The organism is Streptomyces sp. NPDC025721, assembly GCF_055558595.1.
In genome coordinates this window covers 156,598-182,457 of sequence record NZ_JBVHMF010000016.1, presented here as the reverse complement: position 1 = coordinate 182,457, position 25,860 = coordinate 156,598, and the positions used below count along the sequence as shown (strand labels likewise).

Sequence of the window (25,860 nt, the reverse complement as noted above, 5' to 3'; positions counted from 1 at the left end):
ACGCTGTTGAGTTCTCAAGGAACGGAAGCTTCCTTCAGACCGTTTCACCGGCCCTCCGGGCTTTCCCTTCGTCGTGTCTCCGACTTTAGCAGAAGCTATTCGGTCGGAATTACCAACCCCGTTCCGAGCACACACGTTTCCGCGGGTCTCGTCGAGGCGGTTGTGCCAACGTACTGGACTCCCTCGCTCGGAGCAAATCGACCGCGGCCGTTACGGTCGCGGTGACAGTCACGGTGGCTGAGGGTGGCCGGATGACAGACTTCCGATCGGGAAGGGTCATCATGTGGTCGCTTCCGCTCGGGCGGAATCCATACTTGACATGACTTAGGCTGCTCTCGCGGCCTCGCCGTCCGGTGACAGGCAGTGACGGCGTCTTGAGCTCCGCATATAGGAGGCTTCCCATGACGACCGTTTCTTCTCCGCTGGCCGGACGGGCCATCGGGCTCGCGGCAGTGCCCGACCCCGTGTTCTCCGGCGCCATGGTGGGACCGGGTACGGCCATCGACCCCGTGCGCGAGTCGACGGTGGCGGTGTCCCCGGTGGACGGAGTCGTTGTTTCTCTGCACCCGCACGCGTTCGTCGTCGTGGACGACGAAGGGCACGGAGTGCTGACGCACCTCGGCATCGACACCGTTCAGCTCAATGGCGAGGGATTCGAGTTGCTGGTGTCCAAGGGCGACACCGTCAGCCGCGGCCAGGAGGTCGTCCGGTGGAATCCGGCGGCCGTCGAGGAGGCCGGGAAGTCGCCGGTGTGCCCCGTGGTCGCGCTCGAGGCCACGGTGGAAGCGCTCGGCGAGGTCGCGGAGAGCGGCGAGATCGAAGCGGGCGGCACTCTCTTCATCTGGAAGTAGTCCCGCGCTCCGCCAGGAGTCAGGCCAGCGGGGGCACGCAACCTAAGCGGCGGCGTCATCGACCCGCCGCATCGACCGGAGACGGGTGAGATGGAGACAACGCTGCGAGGCGTCGGTGTCAGCCACGGTGTGGCGATCGGCGAGGTACGGCACATGGGCACCGCTGTTCTGGAGCCGCCCGCCAAGCAGATCCCGGCGGACGACGCTCCGCGCGAGCAGGGTCGGGCGCGGCAGGCCGTCGAGGCGGTGGCCGCCGATCTGACCGCGCGTGGTCATCTCGCGGGCGGCGAGGCGCAGGCGGTGCTTGAGGCGCAGGCGCTGATGGCGCAGGACCCGGAGCTGCTGGCCGACGCCGAGCGCCGGATCGCGGTGGGGAGTACGGCCGAGCGCGCGGTGTACGACGCTTTCGCCTCCTACCGGGCGCTGTTGGCGGGCGCTGGTGAGTATCTGGCCGGTCGGGTCGCGGATCTGGACGACGTGCGGAACCGGATCGTGGCGCGGCTGCTGGGTGTGCCGATGCCGGGTGTGCCGGACAGCGACGAGCCGTATGTGCTGATCGCGCGTGATCTGGCGCCTGCGGACACGGCGCTGCTCGACCCTGCGTTGGTGCTCGGTTTCGTCACCGAGGAGGGCGGGCCGACCAGTCACAGCGCGATTCTGGCGCGGGCGCTCGGGGTGCCGGCCGTGGTGGCGCTGCCGGGTGCGGGTGAGCTGGCCGAGGGGACGCTGATCGCGGTCGACGGCAGCACCGGTGAGGTGTTCGTCGAGCCGGACGAGGAGAAGCGGACCGCGCTGTCCGAGGCGGCCGCGGCCCGGAAGGCGGCGCTGTCGGCGTCGTCGGGTCCTGGTGCGACGTCGGACGGGCACAAGGTGCCGTTGCTGGCGAATGTCGGCGGGCCGGCCGACGTGCCCGCGGCGGTGGCGGCGGGGGCGGAGGGCGTGGGTCTGTTCCGTACGGAGTTCCTGTTCCTGGACGACTCCTCGAAGGCGCCGACGGAGGACAAGCAGGTTCAGGCGTACCGCCAGGTGCTCGAGGCGTTCCCCGAGGGCCGGGTGGTGGTGCGCGTGCTCGACGCGGGCGCCGACAAGCCGCTGGAGTTCCTGACGCCCGCGGACGAGCCCAACCCGGCGCTGGGTGTGCGGGGGCTGCGGTCGCTGCTCGACCACCCGGAGGTGCTGCGGACGCAGCTCACCGCGCTGGCGAAGGCGTCGGAGGGGCTTCCGGTGTATCTGGAGGTCATGGCGCCGATGGTGGCGGACCGTCAGGACGCGAAGGCGTTCGCGGACGCGTGCCGTGCGGCGGGGCTGCGGGCGAAGTTCGGTGCGATGGTGGAGATTCCGTCGGCGGCGCTGCGGGCGCGGTCGATTCTCCAGGAGGTCGAGTTCCTGTCGCTCGGCACCAATGACCTGGCGCAGTACACCTTCGCGGCGGACCGGCAGGTCGGTGCGGTGTCGCGGCTTCAGGACCCGTGGCAGCCCGCGCTGCTCGACCTGGTGGCGGCGTCCGCGGACGCGGCTCGGGCCGAGGGCAAGAGCTGTGGTGTGTGCGGTGAGGCGGCGGCGGATCCGTTGCTCGCGTGTGTGCTGACGGGTCTGGGTGTCACCAGCCTTTCGATGGGTGCGGCGTCGATTCCTTATGTGCGGGCGACGTTGGCGAAGTACACGCTGGCGCAGTGCGAGCGTGCGGCTGCCGCGGCTCGGGCGACCGACAGCGCCGATGATGCGCGGCGGGCGGCGCAGGGCGTGCTGTCCGGCGAGTGAGCCGACGACGGCTACGACGGCGGTCGGGCCGGTTGGCGGAGGGCGTTCCACCCGTGCGGGGTGGGGCGCCCTCCGCCGTTTTGTCATCGGCCCGGTGTTCCGCGCCAGCCGGTCCCGTACTGCGGCCTCTCCCTCATGTGAGGGGTCCGAAGGGACCCGTCGGGCCGATGTGGTCGACGGGCGGTGGCGGCAGGGGGAGTCCCGCGCGGTAGACGACGCCGTGCTCGGGCGGTACGGGGTCGCCGGTGGCGGCGTCGGTGCAGTAGGCGTTGAAGACCTCCGCTTCGGTGAGCGGGTGGAGGTGGCCGTCGCGCAGGGACCAGCCGCGTACGGTGTCGGGCCGTTCGTCGTCGTGGGTGGTGCGCAGGACGACGCCTCCGGTCCGGCCGGTGGCGGTGCTGGCGGCCATGACGGTGCAGAGCACGAGGGCGTCGTTCTCCGCGAGTTCGATCGTGTCGTCGGTGTCGGCGTGTACGTGGACGGCGGCGAGCAGTGGGCCGTCGTCGGCGGGGAGGCTGCACACGACGTGGTGGGTGCCGGGGCCGACGGTCTCGATGAGGCGCAGCAGGGTGTCGGAGGCGCGGTCGAAGGCGCAGTGGGCGAGGTCCTGTCCGCAGTCGGGGCAGGTGCCGGCCCGGGTGAGGGCGTCGGTGGCGCTCTCCCAGGTGGCGCGGCGGTCGGCTTCGTGGGCGAGTTGGGCGCGCAGCAGGGTGAGGGACTGGCGGGTGTAGGCGATGGAGGGGCCCGCGGCGGTCGCCTCCGCGGTGTAGTGGGTGCGGGTGGTGGCGCTGTCCGGGGGCTGGCGGGTGGTGGTGCAGTAGGCGGCGTAGGCGTCGGGGTCGAAGAGTGTGACGGCGATGTGGTGGCCCTGGGCGTGCAGGTGGCGGAGGAAGGCGTCGACGGCGTGCAGATACTGTGCGTAGTTGTCGAAGGCGAAGCTGCGGTGGTCGGTCAGGGCCGCGAAGTCCTCGTCGTCCAGGAGCAGGGCGACGACAGTGGGGGCTTCGCGGCGCAGCGCCCTGCGGTGGGCCGCGCGGTGCCGGGGCGGGCGTTGTGCCTGGTCGGCGCGGGCGTGGCGGTTCTTGCGGTGGGTGGTGCGGTTCTTGGTGCTGGACATGCTTCCCCCTCGGTGTGGCACCGGGGTCCCGATGACCCCTAGTGCTCACTCACCGTAACCGGGGGCACTGACAACGGCGGTTCTGCGGCGGTCGGGTGCGGTCGGTCGAGGCGGCGCAGGACCAGGCGGCGTTGCAGGAGCGCTGCGGCGGCGAGTACGGCGCCGAGCGCGATCCAGCCGGTCGGTCCTGTGGCGATGACGACGGAGGTCATGAGCAGCGGGCCGACGCAGCGTGAGGTGGACTGGGCGAGGCCGTGCACGCCGACGTAGCTGCCCTGTGCGTCGTCGGGTGCGAGGGCGACGGACAGTTCCCAGGAGATGGCGGACTGGATCATCTCGACGACGGTGAAGGCGATGGCGGCGGCGAGGATCGCGGCGGTCGCGGCCCATCGCGTGTGGACGACGGCGACGGCCGTGGCGGCTCCGGAGAGCAGGAACCATACGGCGACCCGGCGCAGAGAGTCGGCGGCGACGCGTGGGGTCCTGCCGTGCCGGGAGAGCCGGACCTGGAAGGCGACCACGATGACGGTGTTGACGACGAAGATGGCGGCTGCGAGGCCGTGCGGGGCGTCGGTGCGGGTGATGATCCACAGCGGCATGCCGACGCTGAGCGCGCAGCCGTACAGGAACATCGCCGAGTCGAGGGCGGCGTAGAGGAGGTATCCGCGGTCCCGCCAGGGGTTCGACCGGGCGCCGACTTCGCGGTGCGGGAGGGAGGTTGTGGCCGTGGTGGCGGTCGGGCCGGTGTGGGCGGCGACGGTTCTGCTGGCCGAGGGGGGTTCGGCGCAGCGGGCGACCAGGGCGGCGACGAGGACGAAGGACAGGGCGTCGCCGAGGAGCAGGCCGCGGTAGACCGCGCTGGTGCCGATGGCCAGGGCGGCGGAGGCCCCGAGGCCGCCGACGGTGTAGCCGACGTTGACGACGGTGCGCTGTACGGCCTGGTAGCGGGCGCGGTCGGGTCCCGCGACGCGGGCGGCGAAGAGTTTGGTGAGGACGGAGGCGGAGCGTTCGCCGAAGCTGCCGAGGGCGACCAGGGGCAGCAGTTGCCAGAAGCCGTGGGCGAGCAGGAGCAGCAGGCTGGAGGCGCCGCGCAGGAGTTGGACGGCGAACAGCACGCGGGTGAGCGGCACGCGGTCGGCCAGGCGGCCCGCGACGGGCGCGCCCGCGATGCCGGCCGCGCCGCCGAGGCCGAGCAGCAGTCCGGCCTGGCCGGTGCTGAGTCCGCCGATGAGGACGAAGTAGAGGGCGGTGACGGCGACCCAGAGTCCTGAGCCGGTCTTGTCGATGAGGTTGATCCAGAGCATCCGCCGCCCGTCCGGGCCTCCTGGTATCGGCGGTATCCGCATCGTGTCCGCTCCCCCTCGTCACCGGGTCCGTTCGCCGCTCGTCCGCCACGTACTCGCTTGCCGTACGGCTTTGTATTGGTACATACTCATGTATGTGGCAACACAATATGCGATCAGCGGTGCGACGGCCAGGGAGATTGCCGCGTCGGCCGAACGGGCGGTGACCGAAGGGCGGTTGCGGCCGGGGGACGCGCTGCCGCCGGTGCGGACGCTGGCGGACGGGCTCGGCGTGAGTCCGGGGACGGTGGCGACGGCGTACAAGGAGCTGCGGCGGCGCGGGATCGTGGTGACGCGCGGGCGCGGCGGGACGGTGGTCGCGTCGGCGCCCTCGGTGGCCTCGCGGCGTCCGCCCCGGGTGCCAGAGGGGCTGCGGGATCTGGCGGGCGGCCATCCGGACCCGGCCTTCCTGCCGGATCTGGTGCCGCCGGGACGGCTGTCGCCCGGCGCACGTTCGCACCGCGCCTCGCCCCGGCTGCCGCAGTTGGAGGAGCTGGCGCGGGCGTGGTTCCGCCGGGACGGGGTGCCCGACGCGCAGGTGACCTTCGCGCACGGCGCGCTGGACTGCGTCGCGCGGCTGCTGTCGGTGGAGCTGCGGCCCGGCGACGCGGTGGCCGTCGAGGACCCCGGCTTCCACCATCTGCTCGATCTCGTACCGGCGTTGGGGCTGCGGACGCTCGCGGTGGCGGTGGACGACGAGGGGATGCGGCCGGAAGCGCTGCGGTCGGCGCTGCGGGCCGGCGCGCGGGCGGTGGTGCTGTGTCCGCGCGCGCAGAATCCGTACGGGTCGCGGGTGTCGGAGGCGCGCCGGGAGGAGTTGCTCGCGGTGCTGGCGGGGTCGCCCGAGGTGCTGGTCGTCGAGGACGACCACAGCGCGGACACGGCGGGCGGTCCGCTGCACTCGCTGACCACGGCGGGGGCGCGGGGTCCGGGGCGATGGGCGCAGATCCGTACGGTCTCCAAGCATCTGGGCACCGATCTGCGATGGACGGCGATGGCCTGCGACCCGGTCACGCTCGCCCGGCACGACGGCCGGATGCTGCTGACGTCAGGCTGGGTCAGCCATGTGCTCCAGGAGACGGTGGTCCGGCTGGTGACCGATCCGGCGACGGCGGAACTGGTCGCCGCGGCGGGGACGGCGTACACCGAGCGCCGCGAGGCGCTGATCGCGGCGCTCGCGGAGCACGGGATCACCGGGGCCGGGGTGAGCGGTCTGAATGTGTGGGTGCCGGTGCGCGACGAGGCCGCGGTCGTCAACGGCCTGCGGTCGCAGGGCTGGTGGGTGGCGGGCGGCTCGCGGTTCCGGATCGGTGCGGGTCCGGGCGTACGGATCACCGTCGCGGACCTTCGGGTGCCGGAAGCGGCCGTGCTGGCCGCCGACTTCGGTCGCGTGCTCGCCGACTCCGCGAGCACGTACGGGGGTTGAGGCACCGCACCGTGACGGGGGTGGTCAGTGAGGTGCCAGCGGCGCTATTGACGGGGGCGGCGCCGGTCAAGTATCCAGATCCTGGGCGGCATTGGTACAGACCAAATGGGAGTCCGGCATGCGAAGATCCCTCACACTCCTCCTCGCGCTCTTCGGCACGCTCGTCCTGTTCCTCGTTCCTCCCGCCTCGGCGGCCGGCGGCGTCGGCGCGGCCTTCGCCAAGACCTCGGACTGGGGCAGCGGCTACCAGGCGCAGTACACGATCACCAACGGCAGCGGTTCCGCGATCAGTTCCTGGAAGGTCGAGTTCGACCTGGCCTCCGGCAGCAGCGTCGGCAGCTACTGGGACGCGCTGCTGACCCAGTCCGCCACGTCCGGCGGCACGCACTACACGTTCACCAACCGCGACTACAACGGGACGCTCGCGCCGGGCGCCTCGGCCGTCTTCGGCTGGGTGGGTTCGGGAACCGCCACCCCCGCCAACTGCAAGCTCAACGGGGCTTCTTGCGACGCGGGCGGCGGTGGCGGCGGTTCCGACACCACGCCTCCGACCGTGCCCGGCGGCGTCACCGTGGGCTCGCCGACCAGCTCCTCGCTGACGGTGAAGTGGAACGCCTCGACCGACAACTCCGGTTCCGTGGCCGGTTACGAGGTCTCACGCAACGGCGGCACGCCGGTCGCCGTGACCGGCACCTCGTACACCGCGACGGGTCTCGCGGCGTCCACCGCGTACTCCTTCCAGGTCCGCGCCAAGGACGCGGCGGGCAACTACTCGGCGTACAGCGCGGCCGTCAGCGGCACCACGAGCGCGACCGGTGGCGGCGGGAATCCGAGCCCCGGCGTGATCCGTACCGCGCCGTACGTGGACATGGGCGCCTGGCCGACGCCGAGTCTCACGGCGATGTCCCAGGCAAGCGGCGTGAAGAGCTTCACGCTCGCCTTCGTCACCTCGGCGGGCTGCAAGGCGTCGTGGTTCAACGCCTATGACCCGCGCCAGGCGTGGGCGAAGGACCAGATCGACGCCATCAGGGCGGCCGGCGGGGACGTGAAGGTCTCCTTCGGCGGCGCGAGCGGCATCGAGCTGGCCCAGGCGTGCGGTTCGGCCAGTGCGCTGGCCACCGAGTACGGCGCCGTGGTCGACGCGTACAACCTGTCCTACGTCGACTTCGACATCGAGGGCTCGGCGGTCGCGGAACCCGCGTCGATCGCCCTGCGCTCACAGGCGTTGGCGCTGCTCCAGCAGTCCCACCCGAGTCTGCGGATCTCGCTGACCCTGCCCGTGCTGCCCAACGGTCTCGACACGAACGGGTTGAACGTGGTCACCTCCGCGAAGAACGCGGGCGTCAACCTGGACATGGTCAATGTGATGGCCATGGACTACTACCAGAGCGTCGACTACGGCGACGCGGCGGTCCAGGCCGCCAACAGCCTGTTCGGACAGCTCAAGTCCCTCTATCCGACCAAGTCCGACGCGCAGCTCTGGGCGATGGTCGGCGTGACGCCGATGCTCGGCCAGAACGACGACGGACACGTCTACGACCAGGCCGACGCCCGTCAGCTCGTCGCCTTCGCGCAGAGCAAGCACCTGGGCATGCTCTCGTTCTGGGAGGAGGGCCGGGACGCAAACGCGTGCACCGGCGCCACCTACAAGTGCACCAACATCTCGCAGACGCCGTACGAGTTCTCGAAGATCTTCGCGGCGTACACCGGATGACGGCGACGCGGACGTGACCGTCGGCGCCTGAAGTGACCTTCTACGAGCGGCCCTTCGCGCGTTCGGCGGCGAGCCGCTCGTAGAAGCGCAGCACCCCGAGGTCGTCCACCGAACCCGGGTTGACGGCCTTGTCGAGCGCGGTGCCCTGGAGAAGCCGTTTGACGGGGACCTCGATGCGCTTGCCGGTGAGGGTGTGGGGGACGCCGGGGACGGCGATGACCTCGTCGGGTACGTGGCGCGGCGAGAGCTGGGCGCGGATCGCGGTGCGGATCCGGTCGCGCAGCGCGTCGTTCAGTTCCGCGCCGTCGGCGAGCTGCACGAACAGCGGCATCCAGTAGCCGCCGTCGGGCTGTTCGATCCCGATGACCAGCGACTCGCGGATCTCCGGCAGGCGTTCGACAACCTCGTAGATGTCGGAGGAACCCATGCGGACGCCCTGGCGGTTGAGGGTGGAGTCGGAGCGGCCGTGGATGACGACGCTGCCGCGCGCGGTGAGGGTGATCCAGTCGCCGTGCCGCCACACGCCGGGGAACATCTCGAAGTAGCTCTCGCGGTAGCGGGCGCCGTCCGGGTCGTTCCAGAACCTGATGGGCATGGACGGCATGGGGTTGGTGACGACCAGCTCGCCGACCTCGTCGACGACCGGGCGGCCCTGCGCGTCCCACGCCTGCAAGTCGGTCCCCAGGCACGGCGCTTGGAGCTCACCGATGTGCACGGGGAGGGTGGGGACACCGCCCGCGAAGCAACTGCACACATCGGTGCCGCCGCTGACCGACGCGATCCACAGGTCTTCCTTGACCTCGTCGTGCAGCCAGCGGAAGCCGTCGGGCGGCAGCGGCGAGCCGGTGGTGGCCACGCACTTGACGGCCGACAGGTCGACGTCACGGCCGGGGTGGATGTCCGCCTTGCGGCAGGCGATCACATACGCGGCGGAGGTGCCGAAGACGGTGGTGCCGGTCTGTTCCGCCACCCGCCACTGGGCGGCGACGTCGGGGTAGCCGGGGCTGCCGTCGTAGAGCACGACGGTGGAACCGGCCAGGAGCCCGGAGACCAGGAAATTCCACATCATCCAGCCGGTGGAGGTGTACCAGAAGAAGCGGTCGTCCGGGCCGAGGTCAAGGTGGAGGCCGGTCTGCTTGAGGTGTTCGAGCAGGATGCCGCCCTGGGACTGCACGATGGCCTTGGGCAGTCCCGTGGTGCCGGAGGAGTAGAGCACCCACAGCGGGTGGTCGAAGGGCACGGCCTCGTAGGCGGGCGCGGTGTCGTCTGCGGTCAGGTCCGCCCAGTCCAGGGCGCCTTCGGGGGCGGGCGTGCCGAGCAGCGGGATGTGCACGGTGGCGCGCAACGAGGGCAGCCCGGCGCGCAGTTCGGTGACGACGTCGGTCCGTTCGTGCCGCTTGCCGCCGTAGCGGTAGCCGTCCACGGTGAACAGCACGACGGGCTCGACCTGCTGGAAGCGGTCGAGGACGCTGCGGGCGCCGAAGTCCGGGGCGCAGGAGGTCCATACGCCGCCGACGGCCGCGGTGGCGAGCAGCGCGACGACGGCCTGCGGGATGTTGGGCAGGTAGCCGCTGACGCGGTCGCCGGGGGTGACGCCGAGGCGGCGCAGGGCCGCGGCGAGCGAGGCGACCTGGCGGCTGAGTTCGGTCCAGCTCACCGTGCCGGTCTCGTGGCTCTCGTCCAGGTGCAGCAGGGCGGGGGTGTCCGCGCGGGCCGGGTCGAGGGCCGGGCGCAGCGCGTGCTCCGCGTAGTTGAGGGTCCCGCCGGGGAACCAGCGGGCGCCGGGCATCGAGGCGTCGGCGAGCACCGTCTCGTACGGGGTGCTGAAGCGGACGTCGTACCACTCGGTGATCGCGCGCCAGAAGGCGTCGGGGTCGCGGACCGACCAGGCGTGCAGCGCGTGGTAGCTGGCGGCGGGGTCGCCGGGCACGGCGGCCGGGGCGCCGTACCGCTCGGCCGTCCAGTCCTGGAACCGGGTCACCTGCGCGCGGGCGATCCGCTCGGGTCCCGGCGTCCACAGGGGTTCCGGGCTGTCGGCGGGCTCGGGCGTGGTGCTCATATGGGCGGCTCCCCGGACGGTACGCGTCGTCGCGTATCTGCGGCTGGTCCCCTGCGGGCGGAATGTCCCGCCCCGGGCCTGGGCAGGACGATGCCATGTGATCGTCTTCGGCGCCAGGGCGGGGTGGCCACGGGTCGCGCGGCGGGTGTCGGCGGGGGCTTTGACGAGGGGTTCCGAGGGGGTGGTCCGGGCGGCGGGGCGGCTCTGTTTCCGGCTCCCGCCGGGGTTCCCGCCAAGATCCCTGGGAAGATCACTCACCGGGCCCGCGCGGGCCCGGCCCCGCCGCCGGGAGGGCACGGGCGCGCGGGGTGCGGTCCGGGTCGGCGGCGCCGGCGACCGGCGCGGGTCGCGCACCGCCCCCTCCAGGTGAACGGTGGCTGAACGAGCGGCGCGACCGGCGGTTTCGATGGAAGGGTGGGGGCATGGACGCTCGGGACCTGCTGCGGTCGGTGCGGACGGCGGGTTCCGCCGAGGGCCGGCGTGCCACACGCTCGGCCTGGCGGCGGCGGCGCACGGACGCGCGGGATCTGCCGCGGCGCGGCGCCGAGCGCGCCCGGGTGCCGGGCGCCGCGCAGGAGGTGGAGCCGCTGCCCGGCGGCGGCCGGGTGCGGTTCGCGCGCTCGGTGCTGCGGGTACGGGTGGCGATCGGCGGCGCTGTCTTCTGCGGCTGGGACGGCGCGGATCCCGACCCGTCGTACGCGCTGGCCGGCGGGCGGCCCGAGGCGGATCTGCGGGCGATCCTCGAACCGGACAAGGACGGCTGGCGGGTGGTGTCCGAGCGCGTCACCGTCCTGGTGTCGCGGCACGGCGCGGTGGAGATCCGCACGCCCGGCGGCGTGCTGCTGCGCAGGGAGCTGCCGCCGCGCTGGTGGGAGCCGACCGGCGGTGAGCCGGGGGTGGGCGCGCGCTGGGTGCAGCGCTCGGAGACCCCGGCCGACGCGCGGGTGTACGGGCTCGGCGGCCGGGCCGTGGGACCGCGGCTGCCCGCGGGCGGCTACCGGTTGTGGAACACCGACCCCGACGGCTCCTTCGAGCCGGGCGACGACCCGCTGTACATCACCATGCCGGTGCAGCTCGTGGTCGCCGACGCGGGCTGCCACCTGGTCTTCCACGACAACACGTGGGACGGCAGGGTGACGCTGCGGGACGGTGAGGAGGGTGCGGGCTCGGGCCACGACCGGCCGGGCGGCTGCGAGCTGCGGATGGACGGCGGGCCGCTGCGCTACTGGGTGATCACCGGTACACCGTCACGGGTGCTCAACGGCTGGACGGCGCTGACCGGCAGGCCCGCGCTGCCGCCGAGCTGGGCGCTGGGCCACCACCACTCGCGCTGGGGCTTCGGCAGCGAGCGGGAGGTGCGGCGGGTCGTGGCGGGCTACCGCGAGCGCGAACTGCCCCTGTCGGTGCTGCATCTGGACATCGACCACTTCGACGGCCACCAGGTCTTCACCGTCGACAAGGGCCGGTTTCCCGATCTGCCCGGTCTGGCCGCGGAGTTGGCCGAGTCCGGGATCCGGACGGTGTCGATCGTGGACCCGGCGGTGAAGGCGGAGCCCGGCGTGGCGGTCTACGACAGCGGCACCGAGGAAGGCGCGTTCGTGCGGGACGCGCGGGGCCGGGAGGTCAACGGCGTGGTCTGGCCGGGCGATGCGGCCTTCCCCGACTTCACCGACCCCCAGGTGCGGGCGTGGTGGGGCCGGTTGTACGCCGAGCGCCTCGATCAGGGCTTCTCCGGGGTCTGGCACGACATGAACGAGCCGGTGTCCTTCGTGTCCTTCGGCGAGAACACCCTGCCGCGCTCGGCGCGGCACTCTTTGGAGGGCCGAGGCGGCGACCACCGCGAGGCGCACAATGTGTACGGCCTGACGATGGCCCGCGCGGGCTACGAGGGGCTGCGCGAACTGCGCCCCGAGCAGCGGCCGTTCCTCTTCTCGCGCTCCGGCTGGGCGGGCATGCAGCGGTACGGCGGCACCTGGTCGGGCGATGTGGCGACCGGCTGGCCGGGGCTGCGCGCGTCCCTGTCGCTGGTCCTCGGGCTCGGCCTGTGCGGGGTGCCGTACTCGGGCCCCGATGTGGGCGGCTTCACCGGTTCACCGTCGCCGGAGCTGTATCTGCGCTGGTTCCAACTCGCCGCGTATCTGCCGTTCTTCCGCACCCATTCGGCGATCGACGCGGGGCGGCGCGAGCCGTGGGAGTTCGGCCCCGAGGTGCTGGAGCACGCGCGGGCCGCGCTGACCGAGCGGGTGCGGCTGCTGCCGTATTTGGAGTCGCTGGCGCACGTCGCGCACCGCACCGGCGCCCCGTACGTCCGCCCGCTGTGGTGGAACGCGCCGGGTGACCGGGCGTTGCGCGAGTGCGGTGACGCTTTCCTGCTAGGCGACGCGCTGTTGGTGGCTCCGGTGCTCGAACCGGGTTCGCTGACGCGGGCGATACGGCTGCCGCGCGGCCTGTGGTACGACACCGCGACCGGTACGGCGCACCGCGGGCCCGGTCAGGTGCTGCTCGACGCGCCGCTGGGCCGGATTCCGGTACTGGCGCGGGCGGGTGCGCTCGTGCCGGTGGCCGGGGCGGACGGCGAGGTCGAACTGGAGGTGTGGGCACCGCGACTCGGCCGTACCGGGAGCGGTGTCGTCTTCAGCGGCGACCCGGAGGGCTGGGGCACGGCACGGATGGAACGGTTCACCTCTCGGTGGGCGGACGGCGAGGTCGTGGTGGAGCGGGACGGCGCGGACGCCGGGGAGCCGGTCGGCTACCGGGTGCGGGTGCGCGGCACGGCGTCGTAAAAGTTACCGGGTGCGCGGTGCCGTGTCGTAAGCGCCGTCGAACCAGCGGCGGGCGGCCAGGGTGTGCAGGGGAAAGCCCAACTCGGCCGGGCGCGGCAGGATCTGGTGCCCATCGGTCTCGTCGGTCGGTACGGACGGCGGCAGTTCGGCCGCGTCGCGCTCCGGCAGCAGGCCGAACAGCAGCAGATATCCGCCGTCCTCGTCGGTGAGCGCGTCGGCGAGGGTGACGTCCGCCGCCGAGGCGCGGATGCCGGTCTCCTCCGACAGCTCCCGGACGACGGCCTGTTCCCAGCTCTCGCCGAAGTCGATGAAGCCGCCGGGCAGGGCGAGTCGGCCCAGGCGCGGCTCGATCGTCCGGCGGATCACGACGAGCCCCGTGCCGTCGGTGTGCCGTACCGGGAGCAGGGCGACGGCGACGGGCAGCGGGTTGCGGTAGCTGACGGCCCCGCAGTTTCCGCAGGTGCGCGGCCATCCGGGGTCGGCGCCGAAGGGCGCGCCGCATGACGAGCAGTGAGAGTCCTTGGCCACGGCGGGACCTTATCGGACAGCGGTCGTGCGGGTGGGGTGCCGAACCGCTTCAGAGGCGGGCTCACGGGTCGGGCCGGCTTTTGGGCCGCGGGGCGGCTTGCGCAGGACCTGGCGGGTCGGGGACGAGGACTCCAGCAGGACGGGGGCGCCCAGGGCCGCGCCGATCGCGTCCGACCAGCGGCGCGGGTCGCGTCCGGGCGTGTCCCACAGGGCCGGTCGGGCGCGCTGGAGGCGCGCGGTGAGGGCGGCCTGGCGGGCCAGGTCGCCGGGCGGACCCGGCGGGAGGCGTTCGACGAGGGTGCCGTCGATGCCGTAGGCGCGGCAGATGCGCAGGCCGCGGGCGCGGGCGGGCGCGTCGAGGTGGGTGACGGCGAGGGCGTCCACTCCCCCGCAGACCTCCACGGCGTACGCGTGCGCGACGGCGTCGAAGTGGCCGGTGCGGAAGGCGCCTTGCCAGCGGCCGTGGCCGTTGTGCGGCTCGGGCAGCAGCGGTGTCAGCTCCGGGTCCTCGGTGACGAGCGGGCCCGGCCCGTGCCGGGTGGTGTAGGTGCGCACGACGCCCAGCCGCCGTGCCTCGCCCGGTGTGCCCACCTCGGCCAGCAGCGTCTCGGCGTTGGCGAAGGTGGTGGTGGACCAGGTGGTGTACGGGTGGAAGCCGTGCCATTCGTCCAGCAGGACGCCCTGGGCGCCCTCGAAGACCACCGGGCCCCGCCGCAGGAGGTCGTGCAGCGCGGCCCCGTCGGTCAGGGTGACCGTACGGGCGAAGGCGGCGAGGACTTCCGCGCAGTCCTCGACCGGCGGCGCGGAAAGCGGGCCCAACTCGTCCGCCAACCGGTCGCGCAGCAGGCGCAGTTGGCGCAGCAGCCGGGGGCGTGACGCGCAGTCGCCGACGGTCGGCGCGTCGCCGGGGTGGGCGAGCGCGTACGCGGCGGCCTCGCCCACGCCCATCCCGCAGGAGCCGTGCCGGTCGGCGCCGCGCGCCTGCTCCCGCAGCCGGTTGGCGGCGGCGTGGTACGGGGTGGCGATCGGCGCCGCACGGTCGACGGACAGCAGGGCGTACGGGTCGGGGACGCCGACCGTGCGCAGGTGGTCGGCCTCGGCGGCCAGCGCGAGCGGGTCGACGGTCATGAACCGCGACAGGTGGGTGCGGACCCCGCGCAGCGTGCCGGAGCCGAACTGCGCGAAGGTGTGGTGGCGGCCGTCGGCGGTGACGACGTTGTGCGCGGCCTGGGCGCCGCCGTTGAACCGGACGACCGCCTGGACCGTACCGTCCTGGCAGAGCCGGTCGACGGCGACGCCCTTGCCCGCGTCCCCGAATCCGAGGTCGACGACGATGGTGTGCACTACAGCCTCGTGGTGGTGGCGGGACCCGCGTCGCCGTCGGTGAGGGGCGCGTCGGAGACGGCGAGGGCGCTGCCGCGGGCCGCGCCGTCCCTGCCGCGGTCGAGTCCGGCGAGCGCCTTGCTGACGCTGTCGCCCGCCGCCGAGCCGACGTCGGCCAGGTCGGCCAGGCCCGCGGCGAGGTCGATCGCCTCCTCGCCGAGGCCGACGGTCAGCGCGATGGTCTCGCAGACCGCGTCGAGGTCGTCCAGCTCGATGACGTTCTGGCCGAGCAACTTCCGCCAGATGCCGAGCACTTCGGTGTTGCCGACGTAGGAGGAGCCCGCCGGGAGGATGTAGTGGACGTGGTAGGTGCGCTGGAGTTCGGTGACGATGTCGGTGATCGGGATGTCCTGCGGGATGCGCTCGCCGAGGACGTCCCACACCTCGCGCGCCTTGACCTTGCCGTACGGCATCTCGTCGCCGATCAGGAACAGGTAGCCTCGCCGCCCGCGCTTCTCGTGGCAGTCCAGCGCGGTGTGCCGGGCCATGGTGTAGAGCGCGAGTTCGTACGACTCGCTCATCTGGCCGCCGCCCCCGCCCTCCAGGAGGATGTTGCCGAGGTCGTCGTCCATCCGGTTGTCGGACTCGAACTGCCCGATCTGGAGGGGCACCCGGTCGCAGGTGGCGTCGCCGACCGCGCCGAACATCACCTGCGGGTGCTCGGTGTAGCCCTTGCGCAGCAGCAGGCCGAACAGCTCGGGGAGCTTGGTCTGGAGCACCTGCGGCACGGTGCGCATCGAGCCGGTGACGTCGAAGAGCACGGCGATGGCGAGCGAGGTGGGGTGTTCCGCGGAGTCGCGGCTCTCCCGCAGGGTGATGTTCTTGGGGTCGAGTGACGGGTGGGCCGCCCAACTGCTGCGCGGGGACGAGCCGGTGACGTGGTCGCTGTAGGCGAAGGCGCCGGAGCCGGACGCGGCGCGGTAGCGCGCGGCGGCGTCGTAGACATTGGTGGACCAGCTTCCGCTGCCCATGGTGGTTCCCCCTTGTGTCGTGGTGGTGTCGCGGTTGTCAGATGTGCGGCATGGCGAACGGGCGGAAGGTGCGCGGCCCGTAGAGCCGTTCCAGCAGGTCGTCCAGCTCGCCGAGGAGCTGCCAGGCGTCCTGCGGGCGTGCGTTCTGCGAGGGCAGTACGCACGCGCGCAGGAAGGCGCGCATCGGCGCCGGTGCCCGGTCGCCCATGAGCTGCCGCACGCAGAGCGCGGCGAGGTGGATGTCGGTGGCCGGGGAGGCCGGTCGGCGCTCCGGGACCTCGGGCGGATAGGCGTCCCTGTGCCGGTCGACGAGGACCGGCACATGGGTGTCGAAGGCGGTCGCGTAGCACCAGTCGACCAGGACCAGGCCGTGCAACTCGGGGTGGATGAGGACGTGTTCGGGGAAGACGGCGCCGTGCACCAGCCGGGCGCGGTGGGCCCAGCCGAGCGCGGTCAGCAGGCGGCGCCACATCCAGGCCGCGTCGCGCGGGTCGAGGCCGCCGGGGTGGGCGGCGGCGACCTCGGCGAGCGTGTGGAAGCCGGTGAGCGGTACGAGCGCGTTGACGTGCCGCTCGACGCCGTCGGTGTCGCGGTGCCTGAAGCTCTCGATCAGTTGCGGGGCGTACGCGCGGTGCCGCCGTTCGCCGACGGTGTCGAGGCGGCGCAGCACGTCGGCCTCGTGCTCCAACAGGTCGTTGTCGCGGGGCCGTTGCGGGATCTTCAGTACGGCCTCGCGCCGGTCGCCGTTCTCGTCGTAGTGGGCGGTCCGCAGGACGGCGAGGTCGCCGGTGGCCAGGACCGGGCCGAGGACGTAGCGGCGGTCCGCGGTGGTGACGATGGGAGCGGTGGCCCTTTCGTCGGTGTGGTGGTGGCGGGCGGACAGCCGGGCGAAGGCCGCGGCGGCCTCCGCGGTGCGGCCGGGCGGTGCGGCGTCGGGGTGCAGCAGCCGGGCGAGCCGCCGGTAGTGGCGGACCGCGTCGTGGGCGTCGGCCGGGAAGTCGGCGTCGAGGGCGGCGAGGGCGTCCTCGAAAGTGCGTATCGGTGCGCCCGCCGGGTCGTTGCCGGGGTCGCCGAGGGGTCCGCGACTCGCGCCACGCGTCGGGCCGTTGGTCCGGTCACCGGCCGGGTCACCGAGCGGATTCGTGGTGGCGGTCATCGGACGTCGTCCTCCCGGTCGGGGCGGAGCAGCGCCGGGTGCAGCAACCGGGCATCGCCTGCCCGGTAGAGACGGGCGCGCGGACCGCCCTTGCTGCCGGGGCGGCTGTCGGTCTCGCCGGTGGACTCCACGAAGCCCGGCACGGAGAGCACTTTGCGGTGGAAGTTGCCCGCGTGCAGCGGCGCGCCCCACACCGTCTCGTAGACCGCGCGCAATTCGCTGATGGTGAAGGTCTCGCCGAGGAAAGCCGTGGCCAGCGGGGTGTACTCGATCTTTCCGCGGGCGCGTTCCAGACCGTCCGCGAGGATGCGGTCGTGGTCGAAGGCGAGCCGGGGAGCGCTCCCGTGAGAAGCGGGCCGGCGGCCGGTACCACCCCCGTAGATTCCGGTCCGCCGACCCTGCTCGAAGGGACGCGGCGGCGCCGTGTCCGGTTGCCCTTTCGGGAGGATTGCTTCGACGGGGATCCAGGCGGCGCCCGCGGCGTCGCTCCCCGGCGTGGCATCGGGCAGTCCCGGCGCGAAGGCGAGGTACGCGATCGAGACCACGTGCATGCGCGGGTCGCGGTCGGGGACGCCGTAGGAGCCGAGCTGTTCCAGGTGGACCCGGCCGAGCGCCGTGGCGTCCAGGCCGGTCTCCTCGGCCAACTCCCGCGCCGCCGCCTCGTCCAGGGACTCGCGTCCCGCGCGGACGAATCCGCCCGGCAGTGCCCGCTCCCCCGCGAACGGCGGTCCGCCCCGCTCGACGGCCAGTACGTGCAGCCGGTCGGCGCGCAGGGTCAGCGCGACGATGTCGACGGTCACGGCGATCGGGTCGAAGGTGCGCGGATCGTAGGAGTCGAGGAAGTCCCGCTCCCGCCGCGCCGCCGACTCCCCCGCCGACTCCGGCGTGTTCACCGCGTCCGTCATGATCGCCCCCATCTCGCGCCGAACCCACCCCGTATGTTGTTCTCAGGGTGAGTCATTCTCACTACGAGAAGACCATAGCACCGACCCCTGACACCGTCCAGCGGCGGCGCTACTCTGCGGTAATGACGAAGCAGACGTTCAGCACTTTCGAGGAGTTCTGGCCGTACTACGTGGCGATGCACTCGAAGGCCGCCACCCGCTGGGTGCACCTGGTGGGCACGCTCACCGGCCTCGCGGTCACCGGGTACGGCCTGGCGCGGGGCCGCAAGCGGTACGCGGCGGCGCTGCCGCTGATCGGGTACGGAACGGCGTGGCCCGCCCACTTCCTGATCGAGAAGAACAATCCGGCGACCTTCGGGCACCCGGCGTGGTCACTGCGCGGCGACGTCAAGATGATCACCACCATGCTCGCCGGACGGGACGCCGAACTGGCCGAGACGGCGGAAAAGTGGCTGGCGGAGCAGGGCGGCACGGGCGACGACGCCTGACACCGCCTCGCACCGGCCCTTCCGGCCCGCCGACGTCGCGCGGTCCGGCGCTGTTCCGCCGGCGGGCCGCCCGTGGCACACTACTGACGATCCGTCAGATGGCGAGCCGGGGAGGCCGCGTGGAGCAGCACAGGCGCACACCGCCGGTGGTCGAGGGCTGGTTCACCGAGGGGACGGGAGCCGACTTCCGGCTGCTCGGCACCCGGTGCCGCGACTGCGGAAGCGTGTTCTTCCCCCGTGAGGACTCCTTCTGCCGCAACCCCGCGTGCGCGGGTACCGACTTGGACGAGTTCCCGCTCTCCAGGACCGGGCACGTCTGGTCGTACACCGACGCCCGCTACCGGACGCCGCCGCCGTATCCCTCGGACCCCGGACACGCGTGGCAGCCGTACACCCTGGTCGCCGTCGAGCTGGCGGACGAGCGGATGGTCGTGCTGGGACAGGCGGCGCCCGGAGTGACCCCGGCCGATCTCGCGGTCGGGATGCCGGTCGAGCTGGTGCCCGGGGTGCTCGGGGAGACGGCAGCCGACGGTACGGGCGGCGCCGACACCGGGCGCGGCACCTGGAACTGGCGGCCCGTGGGCGGTGCCCGATGACCGCCGACATCGCGGTGCTCGGCGCCGGCATGCACCCCTGGGGCAAGTGGGGGCGGCCGTTCACCGAATACGGGGTCACCGCCGCTCGCGCGGCCCTCGCGGACGCGGGCCTCGACTGGCGCGAGGTGCGGTCGGTGGTGGGCGCCGACACCGTACGCGGCGGCTATCCCGGATACGTGGCGGGCGCGACCTTCGCGCGGGCGCTCGGCTGGCAGGGCGCCCGCGTCACCAGCGTCTACGCCGCGTGCGCCTCCGGGGCGCAGGCCATCGCGACCGCCCGCGCGCAGATCCTGGCGGGCCTCACCGACGTGGCGCTCGTGGTCGGCGCCGACTCCGCGCCCAAGGGCTTCTTCGCCCCCGCGGGCGGCGAGCGGCCCGACGACCCCGACTGGCTGCGCTTCCGGGTCCTCGGCGCCACCAACCCCGGCTACTTCGGCCTGTACGCGCGCCGCAGGATGGCCGTGCACGGTGACACACTCGACGACTTCGCGCAGGTCAAGGTCAAGAACTCCCGTGCGGGCGCGGCCAATCCACTGGCCCGCTACCGCGAGCCGGTCAGCGCCGAAGAGGTCGCGGCCTCCGCGGTCGTCGCCGATCCGCTGCGACTGCTGGACATCTGCGCCACCTCGGACGGCGGCGCCGCGCTCGTGCTGTCGAGCATGGACTTCGCCCGGCGGCACACCTCCGCCCCGGTACGGATCCGCGCGGTCTCCACCGTGACGCCCCAATACCCGCGCACCGTACCGGACTTGCCGGACATCGCAGGTGACTCCGCCGTCGCCGTGCCCCCGCCCGAACGGGAGCCGCGCGCCTCGATCGCGGCGGCGGCGTACGAGGAAGCCGGGATCGCGCCGGGAGACCTCGACCTGGCGGAGGTCTACGACCTGTCGACCGCCCTGGAACTCCAGTGGTACGAGGATCTGGGCCTGTGCCCGGCGGGTGAGGGCGCCAAACTGCTGCGATCGGGGGCGACCGCGCTGGGCGGCGCCATCCCGGTCAACACCAGCGGCGGCCTGGCGTCCTTCGGCGAGGCCGTACCCGCCCAGGCCATCGCGCAGGTCTGCGAGCTGGTCCGCCAGATCCGCGGCCGGGCGGAAGGGCGGCAGGTCGCGGGCGCGCGGCTCGGAATCACCGCCAACCAGGGGCTGTTCGGGCACGGCTCCGCGGTGGTCGTGGTGAAGTGACCGGGCACCGGGGGGCGCGTAGCGGATCGTACGGGCCGGGCGGACGCGCACCGGGCCGCACGGGTTGGTCGGACGCGCACCGGGCCGGACCGTACCGACGCGTGTCGGGTCACACGGTGGGGATCGGTCGCGGCTTCGTCGTGAAGTGACCTGATCGGTCACGCTTCTTGACGCTCCGTCACCCCTGGAGAACACTTCCGGTGGCGCGGAGCCGGTCGGCGGGAGGGGCACCGGCCACCGGCGGTCCGCGCCGCCGCCCGTTCCCGACACGGTCCCGCGCGGACCGGGCAAGGGAGACCGACATGAGCGACCAGCCCGTGAGCTACGTAGCCGCCATCGACCAGGGCACCACGTCCACCCGGTGCGTCGTCTTCGACAGCGGCGGCCGGATAGTCGCCGCCGACCAGCGCGACCACCGGCAGATCCTCCCCAGGCCCGGCTGGGTGGAGCACGACGCGACCGAGATCTGGGCGAAGACGCAGGCCGTGGCGGCGGGCGCGCTCGCCAGGGCCGGGCTGCGCCCCGACCAGCTCAGCGCCCTCGGGATCGCCAACTGGAGGGCTCGATCGCCGTCACCGGGGCCCTCGTCCACTGGCTGCGCGACCAACTCGGCCTCATCCGCAGCGTGGACGAGATCGAGCCGCTGGCCGCGAGCGTGCCCGACAACGGCGGCGCCTACGTCGTGCCGGCCTTCTCCGGGCTGTTCGCGCCCTATTGGCGGTCCGACGCGCGCGGTGTGATCACCGGGCTCACCGGCTTCGTCACCAAGGCGCACCTGGCGCGGGCCGTGCTGGAGGCCACGAGCTGGCAGACCCGCGAGGTGGTCGACGCGATGCAGGAGGACTCCGGCGTACGCATCGCCGAACTGCGCGTGGACGGCGGCATGACCGTCAACAGCCTGCTGATGCAGCATCAGGCCGACGTGCTGGGCGTGCCGGTGGTCCGGCCGGTCGTCGCCGAGACCACCAGCCGCGGCGCGGCCTACGCCGCGGGTCTGGCGACCGGTGTGTGGGACGGCCTCGACACGCTCAGGGCACAGTGGGAGCGCGACACCGAGTGGAAGCCGCGCATGGCCGAGCCGCGACGTGAACTCGGTTACCGGCGTTGGAAGATGGCCGTCGAGCGGAGCTTCGGCTGGCTGGAGGAGGACGGCGAGGACGGCTCCGCCGGATAACGATCGTCTCTGAACGGCGGCCGGTTGGCCGTCTCGCAGAAGAACCGGGCTCAGGCGGCGGCCAGTCAGCGGAAGCGTCGGAGGCGGCGGCCGGGCTGCGGAAGCGTCCGGCCCCAGGCAGCCGCCGGGCTCAGGTGGCGGCGGGCTCCTTGCGCCCCGTCGCCATCTGCGCCGCGTGTTCCACCACGGTGATCAGGACGTTCTTCGCCGAGTCCCGCTCGCGCGCGTCGCACATCACCACCGGCACGGAAGCGTCCAGGTCGAGGGCGTCGCGCACGATGTCCGGCGCGTGCAGCTCGGCGCCGTCGAAGCAGTTGACGGCGACCGTGAAGGGGATGCCGCGCCGCTCGAAGTAGTCGACGGCCGCGAAGCAGTCCTCCAGGCGGCGGGTGTCGGCGAGCACGACCGCGCCGAGCGCGCCCTGCGCCAACTCGTCCCACAGGAACCAGAACCGGTCCTGTCCTGGCGTGCCGAACAGATACAGCACCAGGTTGTCCCTGAGCGTGATCCGCCCGAAGTCCATGGCGACGGTGGTGGTGCGCTTGCCCTCCACGCCCTCGATGTCGTCCACCGGGCGGCCCGCCTCGCTGAGCGACTCCTCGGTGCGCAGCGGCCTGATCTCGCTGACCGCGCCCACCAGCGTGGTCTTGCCCACGCCGAAGCCGCCCGCCACCAGCAGCTTGAGTGCCACCGGCTCGTCGGCGGACGGCTTGCGGCGGCGATCCGATCGCGCGAAAGCCATGTTGTGTCTACTTCCCTGCCGGCGTTGTCAGTTGTACGTCGATCTGTACGTCGGTTGCGCTTCGTCGTACGTCTGCGGAGAGCCTAGTCCTGTTCGAACATGACCGGCACGCCGCAGTGGATCACGATCCACTACAGCGCGCGCAGCCCGTTGATGACCTCGCGCAGGATGTTCTCGTCCACCAACTCGGCCGGTGGGACCGGCTGGTGGAGTTGTACGTGCGACGCCTCCAGCAGGTCCCCGACCAGGACGCGGACCACCCCGACCGGCAGGTCGAGGTCGGCGGCCAGCTCCGCGACGGAGACGGCCTGGACCTGACAGCGTTCGACGATGTCGAGGTGCTCGGGTGACAGCGTGTGGTCGTCCTGCGCGCCTCCGTCGTCCCCGGCCTCGGTCTCCGTGATCACCAGGGCGATCAGGTCGATCTTCGTCTCAGCGGCGTTGCTGGTGCGGCCCCTTGTCATCGCATAGGGCCGCACCACCGGTCCTGCCGCGTCGTCGTACCACCGGTCCGAATCAGAAGTCATGACACCCGTCACCCCGTTGTCAGATCATCCGGTCAGCCGCTGAGTGCCGCGCCGCCGTCGTTCCGAGCCGCGGTGCCCAGGTGGGCACCGACCCGCTTGACCAGTAGCGCCATCTCGTACGCGACCTGGCCGACGTCGGACTCGGCCGCGCTGAGTACGGCCAGGCAGCTTCCGTCGCCCGCCGCCGTCACGAAGAGGAAGGCGTCGTCCAGTTCGACCATGGTCTGCCGGACGCGCCCGGCCTCGAAGTGCCGTCCTACGCCCTTGGCGAGGCTGTGGAAGCCGGATGCGACGGCGGCGAGGTGCTCGGAGTCCTCGCGGGTCAGTCCGTCCGACGCGCCGATGGCCAGGCCGTCGCCGGAGAGGACCAGGGCCTTGCGGATGCTGGCCACGCGCGAGACCAGATCGTCAAGGAGCCAGCTCAGCTCGCGTGTCGGGCTCGATGGTGCGGTCATCGACCGTTCCCCTCAGGTGTCGTTCTCGGTGCGGATGCCGACGGGTCGTCTTGCGTGCCGTCGTTCTCGGTCACTTCCCGGCCGCGCTGCCAGCCGCGCTGGAGTGCCGCCATCCGGTCGCGGACCTCGTCCGCCGACCGCTCGCGGCCGGCGCCCTCGCCGGTCGCGCCGCCGCTGTCGTGGGCGGTGGTCTCCACCCTCAACTGCGGCGCCAGATTGGCCTGCCTGACCCGGCGGGGCAGTGCGCTGCCGCTCGCGCCGGACGCGGTCGTCTTCTTCGCGGCCGTCAAAGGCGGGGACCCGGACGGGGGTTCGGGCGTGGGTTCGGACGCGGGCCGAGACGGGGACCGGCGCGCGGGCAGCGGCTGGGGCTCCGCCGGAGCCGGTGCCTGCGCCGGGGTCTGTGCCTGCGGCTGGCCCTGTGGGTACAGCTCGCCGCGGGCCTGCGCCTGCGCCACGGCCCGCTCCGCGGCCTGTTCCAGCGCTCCCCGGTCGGCCTGCGAGGTCTGCGCGGAGGGTCCGCCGACCGGTCGGCCGCGGTCGGAGACCAGTACGGGCGCGGTACGGCGGCGGCGCGGCAACGGCAGCGGCCCGTCGAGTTCCGGGTCGCCCGCCTCGCCGACCGGCGCGCCGACGGGTTCGTCCGCCGGGTGCGCCTCGTGCTCCTTCTGCGTCTCGCCGCCGATGCCGTCCAGGCCCCACTGCCGGAAGGTGTGCTCGGTGTCGGAGGGCACCCGCGCCGGGCGGGACTCGGTGAGGTCGCCGATCTTGGTCGCGCCGGTGTCGTCGCCGGTCTCGGTGAGCAGATTCGCCGGGATGAGGACGACGGCGGTGGTGCCGCCGTACGGGGACTGCCGCAGCGAGACCCTGACGCCCTGGCGCTGCGCGAGGCGGCTGACCACGAACAGGCCGAGCCGGTCGGTGTCCGACAGTTCGAATTCCGGGGTCTCGGCCAGCCGGAGGTTGGACTCCAGCAGCGCGTCGGGCGTCAGGCCGAGGCCGCGGTCGTCGATCTCCAGCACGAAGCCGTTGGCGACCGGCTCGCCGTGCAGCCGTACCGCGGTGTGCGGCGGCGAGAACACGGCGGCGTTCTCGATGAGTTCGGCGAGCAGGTGGGTGAGGTCGCCGACCGCGGAGCCGGTGACGGCCAGCCGGGGCAGACGCCGTACCTCGATCCGCTCGTAGTCCTCGACCTCGGCGACGGCGGCGCGGACCACGTCCATGAGCTGGACGGGCTTGCGCCACTGCCGGGAGGGGGCGACACCGGAGAGGATGACCAGGCCCTCGGCGTGCCGCCGCATGCGGGTGGTCATGTGGTCGAGGCGGAAGAGGTCGGCCAGTTCCTCGGCGTTCTCGGTGCGGCGCTCCATCGCGTCCAGCAAGGTGAGCTGACGGTGCAGCAGGACCTGGCTGCGGCGGGCGAGGTTGACGAAGACCTCGGAGACGCCCTTGCGCATGTCGGCCTGGCGGACGGCGGCCTCGACGGCGGCCCGCTGGAGGGTGTTGAGCGCCTTGCCGACCTGTCCGATCTCGTCGTCGGAGTACTGGAGGCGCGGCACCTCGGTCTCGACGTCGACCTGTTCGCCCGCGGCCAGCCGCCGCATGACGCGGGGCAGCCGGGTGCCGGAGACCTCCTGGGCCTCGCGGCGCAGCCCGGACAGGTCGCGGATCAGGCTGCGGCCGATCCGTACCGACACGATCAGCGAGGCGATCACCGCGACCAGACCGAGGACACCGATGACGGCGGCTTCGACGACCAGCGTGGTGGACAGCGGCCTGGCCTGCTTGCTGAACTTCGCGATGGCCTCGCCGTCGAGCTTGCCGAGGTCGGTCATCACGGTGGCGGCGGTCGCGGGCCACGCCTTCTGGGCGGCCACGACCGGCGCCTCCTCCACGCCCGCGACGATGATCGCGTTCTCGGCGGCCCGCAGCGCCTTGCCGCTGGCGCTCTGCCAGTACGTGTCGAAGGGCGCGCGCGCCTCGTCGGTGAGGGTCTTGAGGTCGACGGCGTAGTAGTTGCGCTGCTCGGCGACCGCGAAGGTGAAGGAGCGCAGTTCGTCCTTGCTGGTGTGGCCGGTGCTGATCGCGGCGGCCATCAGCGCGTCCTCGCGGCTGACCTCCTCCTGCGCCCGGTAGAGGCCGATCACCGCGCGCCGCTGGCTGTCCAGCGTGACGTCGCTGAGCGGGAGGTACTCCTCGAAGAGGTCGAAGGTGGGATCGACCAGCGAGTTGTACGCCTGGTAGGCGTCGTCGCGGGTGATCCGCTGGTTGTCGATCCGCTGGCGGAGCGAGGTGAGGCCCTCGACGGTGTTGAGGAGGTCGTCGAGGCGGTCGCGGGACCGCGCGTTGAGGTCGTCGCGGACGCCGGACGCGTCGATGGTCGTCCGCATCTTGGCGATGGACGCGTCGGTGGCGTGTTCCTGCTTGTCGTAGGCGATCCGCGCCTCGGAGTCACGGGTGTTGGCCAGAAAGACCAGAGCGACCCTGCGCTCCTGCTGAAGGTTCCGAACCGCGTCGTCGGCGGGATAGCCGACATTGTCGACTATTCGCTGGATGTCCGGCCGTCCGAACACCTCGCGCCCGGTGATGGTGGCGGCGAAGGCCCAGATGAGGGTGAGGGACACCAGTGGGATCAGCAGCAGCGCCACGATCTTCCGGCGGATCGTCGTACCGCGAAAGCGCATGGCCTCCCCAACG

Annotated in this window: 20 protein-coding genes and 2 pseudogenes; 10 read left to right on the top strand and 12 right to left on the bottom strand. The window is 72.6% G+C overall.

Going from position 1 to position 25,860, the window contains the following annotated elements; all coding sequences use genetic code 11:
• Positions 1-401: 401 nt before the first annotated feature.
• On the top strand, positions 402-851 hold the full coding sequence (locus ACZ4EF_RS22795; protein ID WP_402711294.1) for a PTS sugar transporter subunit IIA: 450 nt from the start codon (positions 402-404) through the stop codon (positions 849-851).
• Between the two features lie 90 nt (positions 852-941).
• Positions 942-2,612, top strand: a complete 1,671-nt coding sequence (ptsP, locus tag ACZ4EF_RS22790; RefSeq protein ID WP_391050064.1) for a phosphoenolpyruvate--protein phosphotransferase — start codon at positions 942-944, stop codon at positions 2,610-2,612.
• 133 nt (positions 2,613-2,745) lie between these two features.
• On the opposite strand, the gene ACZ4EF_RS22785 is transcribed toward ptsP, so the two are convergent.
• Both ACZ4EF_RS22785 and ACZ4EF_RS22780 read right to left on the bottom strand, forming a co-directional pair.
• A complete protein-coding gene (locus tag ACZ4EF_RS22785; RefSeq protein ID WP_401724820.1) occupies positions 2,746-3,729 on the bottom strand; it encodes a hypothetical protein in 984 nt (327 codons plus the stop codon).
• Between the two features lie 38 nt (positions 3,730-3,767).
• Positions 3,768-5,075 (bottom strand): MFS transporter, encoded by a 1,308-nt coding sequence (locus ACZ4EF_RS22780; RefSeq protein ID WP_467506270.1) that lies wholly within the window; start codon positions 5,073-5,075, stop codon positions 3,768-3,770.
• Between the two features lie 94 nt (positions 5,076-5,169).
• Here ACZ4EF_RS22780 and ACZ4EF_RS22775 point away from each other — a divergent pair, with 94 nt between their 5' ends.
• Together ACZ4EF_RS22775 and ACZ4EF_RS22770 are read left to right on the top strand one after the other, a co-directional pair.
• Positions 5,170-6,498: an aminotransferase class I/II-fold pyridoxal phosphate-dependent enzyme gene (locus tag ACZ4EF_RS22775; protein ID WP_467506269.1), complete on the top strand. Its 1,329-nt coding sequence runs from the start codon at positions 5,170-5,172 to the stop codon at positions 6,496-6,498.
• A gap of 118 nt (positions 6,499-6,616) precedes the next feature.
• Positions 6,617-8,212 (top strand): cellulose binding domain-containing protein, encoded by a 1,596-nt coding sequence (locus ACZ4EF_RS22770; protein WP_401724811.1) that lies wholly within the window; start codon positions 6,617-6,619, stop codon positions 8,210-8,212.
• Positions 8,213-8,252: 40 nt separating this feature from the next.
• Here the strand turns inward: ACZ4EF_RS22770 and ACZ4EF_RS22765 are convergent, their stop codons facing one another.
• Complete coding sequence (locus tag ACZ4EF_RS22765; protein ID WP_467506268.1) at positions 8,253-10,271, bottom strand: acetoacetate--CoA ligase; 2,019 nt, start codon at positions 10,269-10,271, stop codon at positions 8,253-8,255.
• Positions 10,272-10,693: 422 nt separating this feature from the next.
• On the opposite strand from ACZ4EF_RS22765, the gene ACZ4EF_RS22760 reads away from it, so the two are divergent.
• Positions 10,694-13,054, top strand: a complete 2,361-nt coding sequence (locus tag ACZ4EF_RS22760) for a glycoside hydrolase family 31 protein (protein WP_467506267.1) — start codon at positions 10,694-10,696, stop codon at positions 13,052-13,054.
• A gap of 3 nt (positions 13,055-13,057) precedes the next feature.
• Here the strand turns inward: ACZ4EF_RS22760 and ACZ4EF_RS22755 are convergent, their stop codons facing one another.
• From ACZ4EF_RS22755 to ACZ4EF_RS22735, 5 genes are read right to left on the bottom strand one after another with little or no spacing between them, the layout of a single operon-like run.
• Complete coding sequence (locus ACZ4EF_RS22755; RefSeq protein WP_467506266.1) at positions 13,058-13,582, bottom strand: NUDIX domain-containing protein; 525 nt, start codon at positions 13,580-13,582, stop codon at positions 13,058-13,060.
• A gap of 9 nt (positions 13,583-13,591) precedes the next feature.
• Positions 13,592-14,926, bottom strand: a complete 1,335-nt coding sequence (locus ACZ4EF_RS22750) for an adenylosuccinate synthetase (protein ID WP_467506265.1) — start codon at positions 14,924-14,926, stop codon at positions 13,592-13,594.
• Positions 14,926-15,936, bottom strand: coding sequence for a hypothetical protein (locus tag ACZ4EF_RS22745; RefSeq protein ID WP_467506264.1), 1,011 nt, complete (start codon positions 15,934-15,936; stop codon positions 14,926-14,928). The genes ACZ4EF_RS22750 and ACZ4EF_RS22745 overlap by 1 nt, the downstream gene beginning before the upstream one ends.
• 37 nt (positions 15,937-15,973) lie before the next feature.
• On the bottom strand, positions 15,974-17,092 hold the full coding sequence (locus tag ACZ4EF_RS22740) for a protein kinase family protein (RefSeq protein WP_467506263.1): 1,119 nt from the start codon (positions 17,090-17,092) through the stop codon (positions 15,974-15,976).
• Complete coding sequence (locus tag ACZ4EF_RS22735) at positions 17,089-17,997, bottom strand: NUDIX hydrolase (RefSeq protein ID WP_467506262.1); 909 nt, start codon at positions 17,995-17,997, stop codon at positions 17,089-17,091. The genes ACZ4EF_RS22740 and ACZ4EF_RS22735 overlap by 4 nt, the downstream gene beginning before the upstream one ends.
• 122 nt (positions 17,998-18,119) lie before the next feature.
• Between ACZ4EF_RS22735 and ACZ4EF_RS22730 the strand changes: the two genes are divergently transcribed.
• The 5 genes and pseudogenes from ACZ4EF_RS22730 to ACZ4EF_RS22710 form a co-directional block, all read left to right on the top strand.
• The gene (locus ACZ4EF_RS22730) at positions 18,120-18,485 is read left to right on the top strand and encodes an Mpo1-like protein (RefSeq protein ID WP_467506261.1); all 366 of its coding nucleotides are present in this window, start codon (positions 18,120-18,122) and stop codon (positions 18,483-18,485) included.
• Positions 18,486-18,604: 119 nt separating this feature from the next.
• Positions 18,605-19,081 (top strand): Zn-ribbon domain-containing OB-fold protein, encoded by a 477-nt coding sequence (locus ACZ4EF_RS22725; RefSeq protein WP_467506260.1) that lies wholly within the window; start codon positions 18,605-18,607, stop codon positions 19,079-19,081.
• Entirely contained in the window at positions 19,078-20,265 is a 1,188-nt protein-coding gene (locus ACZ4EF_RS22720) for a lipid-transfer protein (RefSeq protein WP_467506259.1), read from the top strand. The genes ACZ4EF_RS22725 and ACZ4EF_RS22720 overlap by 4 nt, the downstream gene beginning before the upstream one ends.
• 302 nt (positions 20,266-20,567) lie before the next feature.
• A pseudogene (locus tag ACZ4EF_RS22715) lies at positions 20,568-20,765 on the top strand (FGGY family carbohydrate kinase); the annotation flags it as partial.
• A gap of 53 nt (positions 20,766-20,818) precedes the next feature.
• Positions 20,819-21,439, top strand: a pseudogene (locus tag ACZ4EF_RS22710) (FGGY family carbohydrate kinase); the annotation flags it as partial.
• 130 nt (positions 21,440-21,569) lie between these two features.
• Here ACZ4EF_RS22710 and ACZ4EF_RS22705 read toward each other — a convergent pair.
• The 4 genes from ACZ4EF_RS22705 to ACZ4EF_RS22690 all read right to left on the bottom strand — a co-directional run bounded on the left by ACZ4EF_RS22705 (position 21,570) and on the right by ACZ4EF_RS22690 (position 25,847).
• Positions 21,570-22,181 carry a GTP-binding protein gene (locus ACZ4EF_RS22705; RefSeq protein WP_355344059.1) on the bottom strand — a complete coding sequence of 204 codons (612 nt, stop codon included), beginning with the start codon at positions 22,179-22,181 and terminating at the stop codon, positions 21,570-21,572.
• A 131-nt stretch (positions 22,182-22,312) separates the two neighbouring features.
• Positions 22,313-22,708 carry a DUF742 domain-containing protein gene (locus tag ACZ4EF_RS22700; protein WP_355344056.1) on the bottom strand — a complete coding sequence of 132 codons (396 nt, stop codon included), beginning with the start codon at positions 22,706-22,708 and terminating at the stop codon, positions 22,313-22,315.
• 32 nt (positions 22,709-22,740) lie between these two features.
• The gene (locus tag ACZ4EF_RS22695) at positions 22,741-23,163 is read right to left on the bottom strand and encodes a roadblock/LC7 domain-containing protein (protein WP_188286155.1); all 423 of its coding nucleotides are present in this window, start codon (positions 23,161-23,163) and stop codon (positions 22,741-22,743) included.
• Positions 23,160-25,847, bottom strand: a complete 2,688-nt coding sequence (locus ACZ4EF_RS22690) for a nitrate- and nitrite sensing domain-containing protein (RefSeq protein ID WP_402711306.1) — start codon at positions 25,845-25,847, stop codon at positions 23,160-23,162. The genes ACZ4EF_RS22695 and ACZ4EF_RS22690 overlap by 4 nt, the downstream gene beginning before the upstream one ends.
• Between the last annotated feature and the right edge of the window lie 13 nt (positions 25,848-25,860).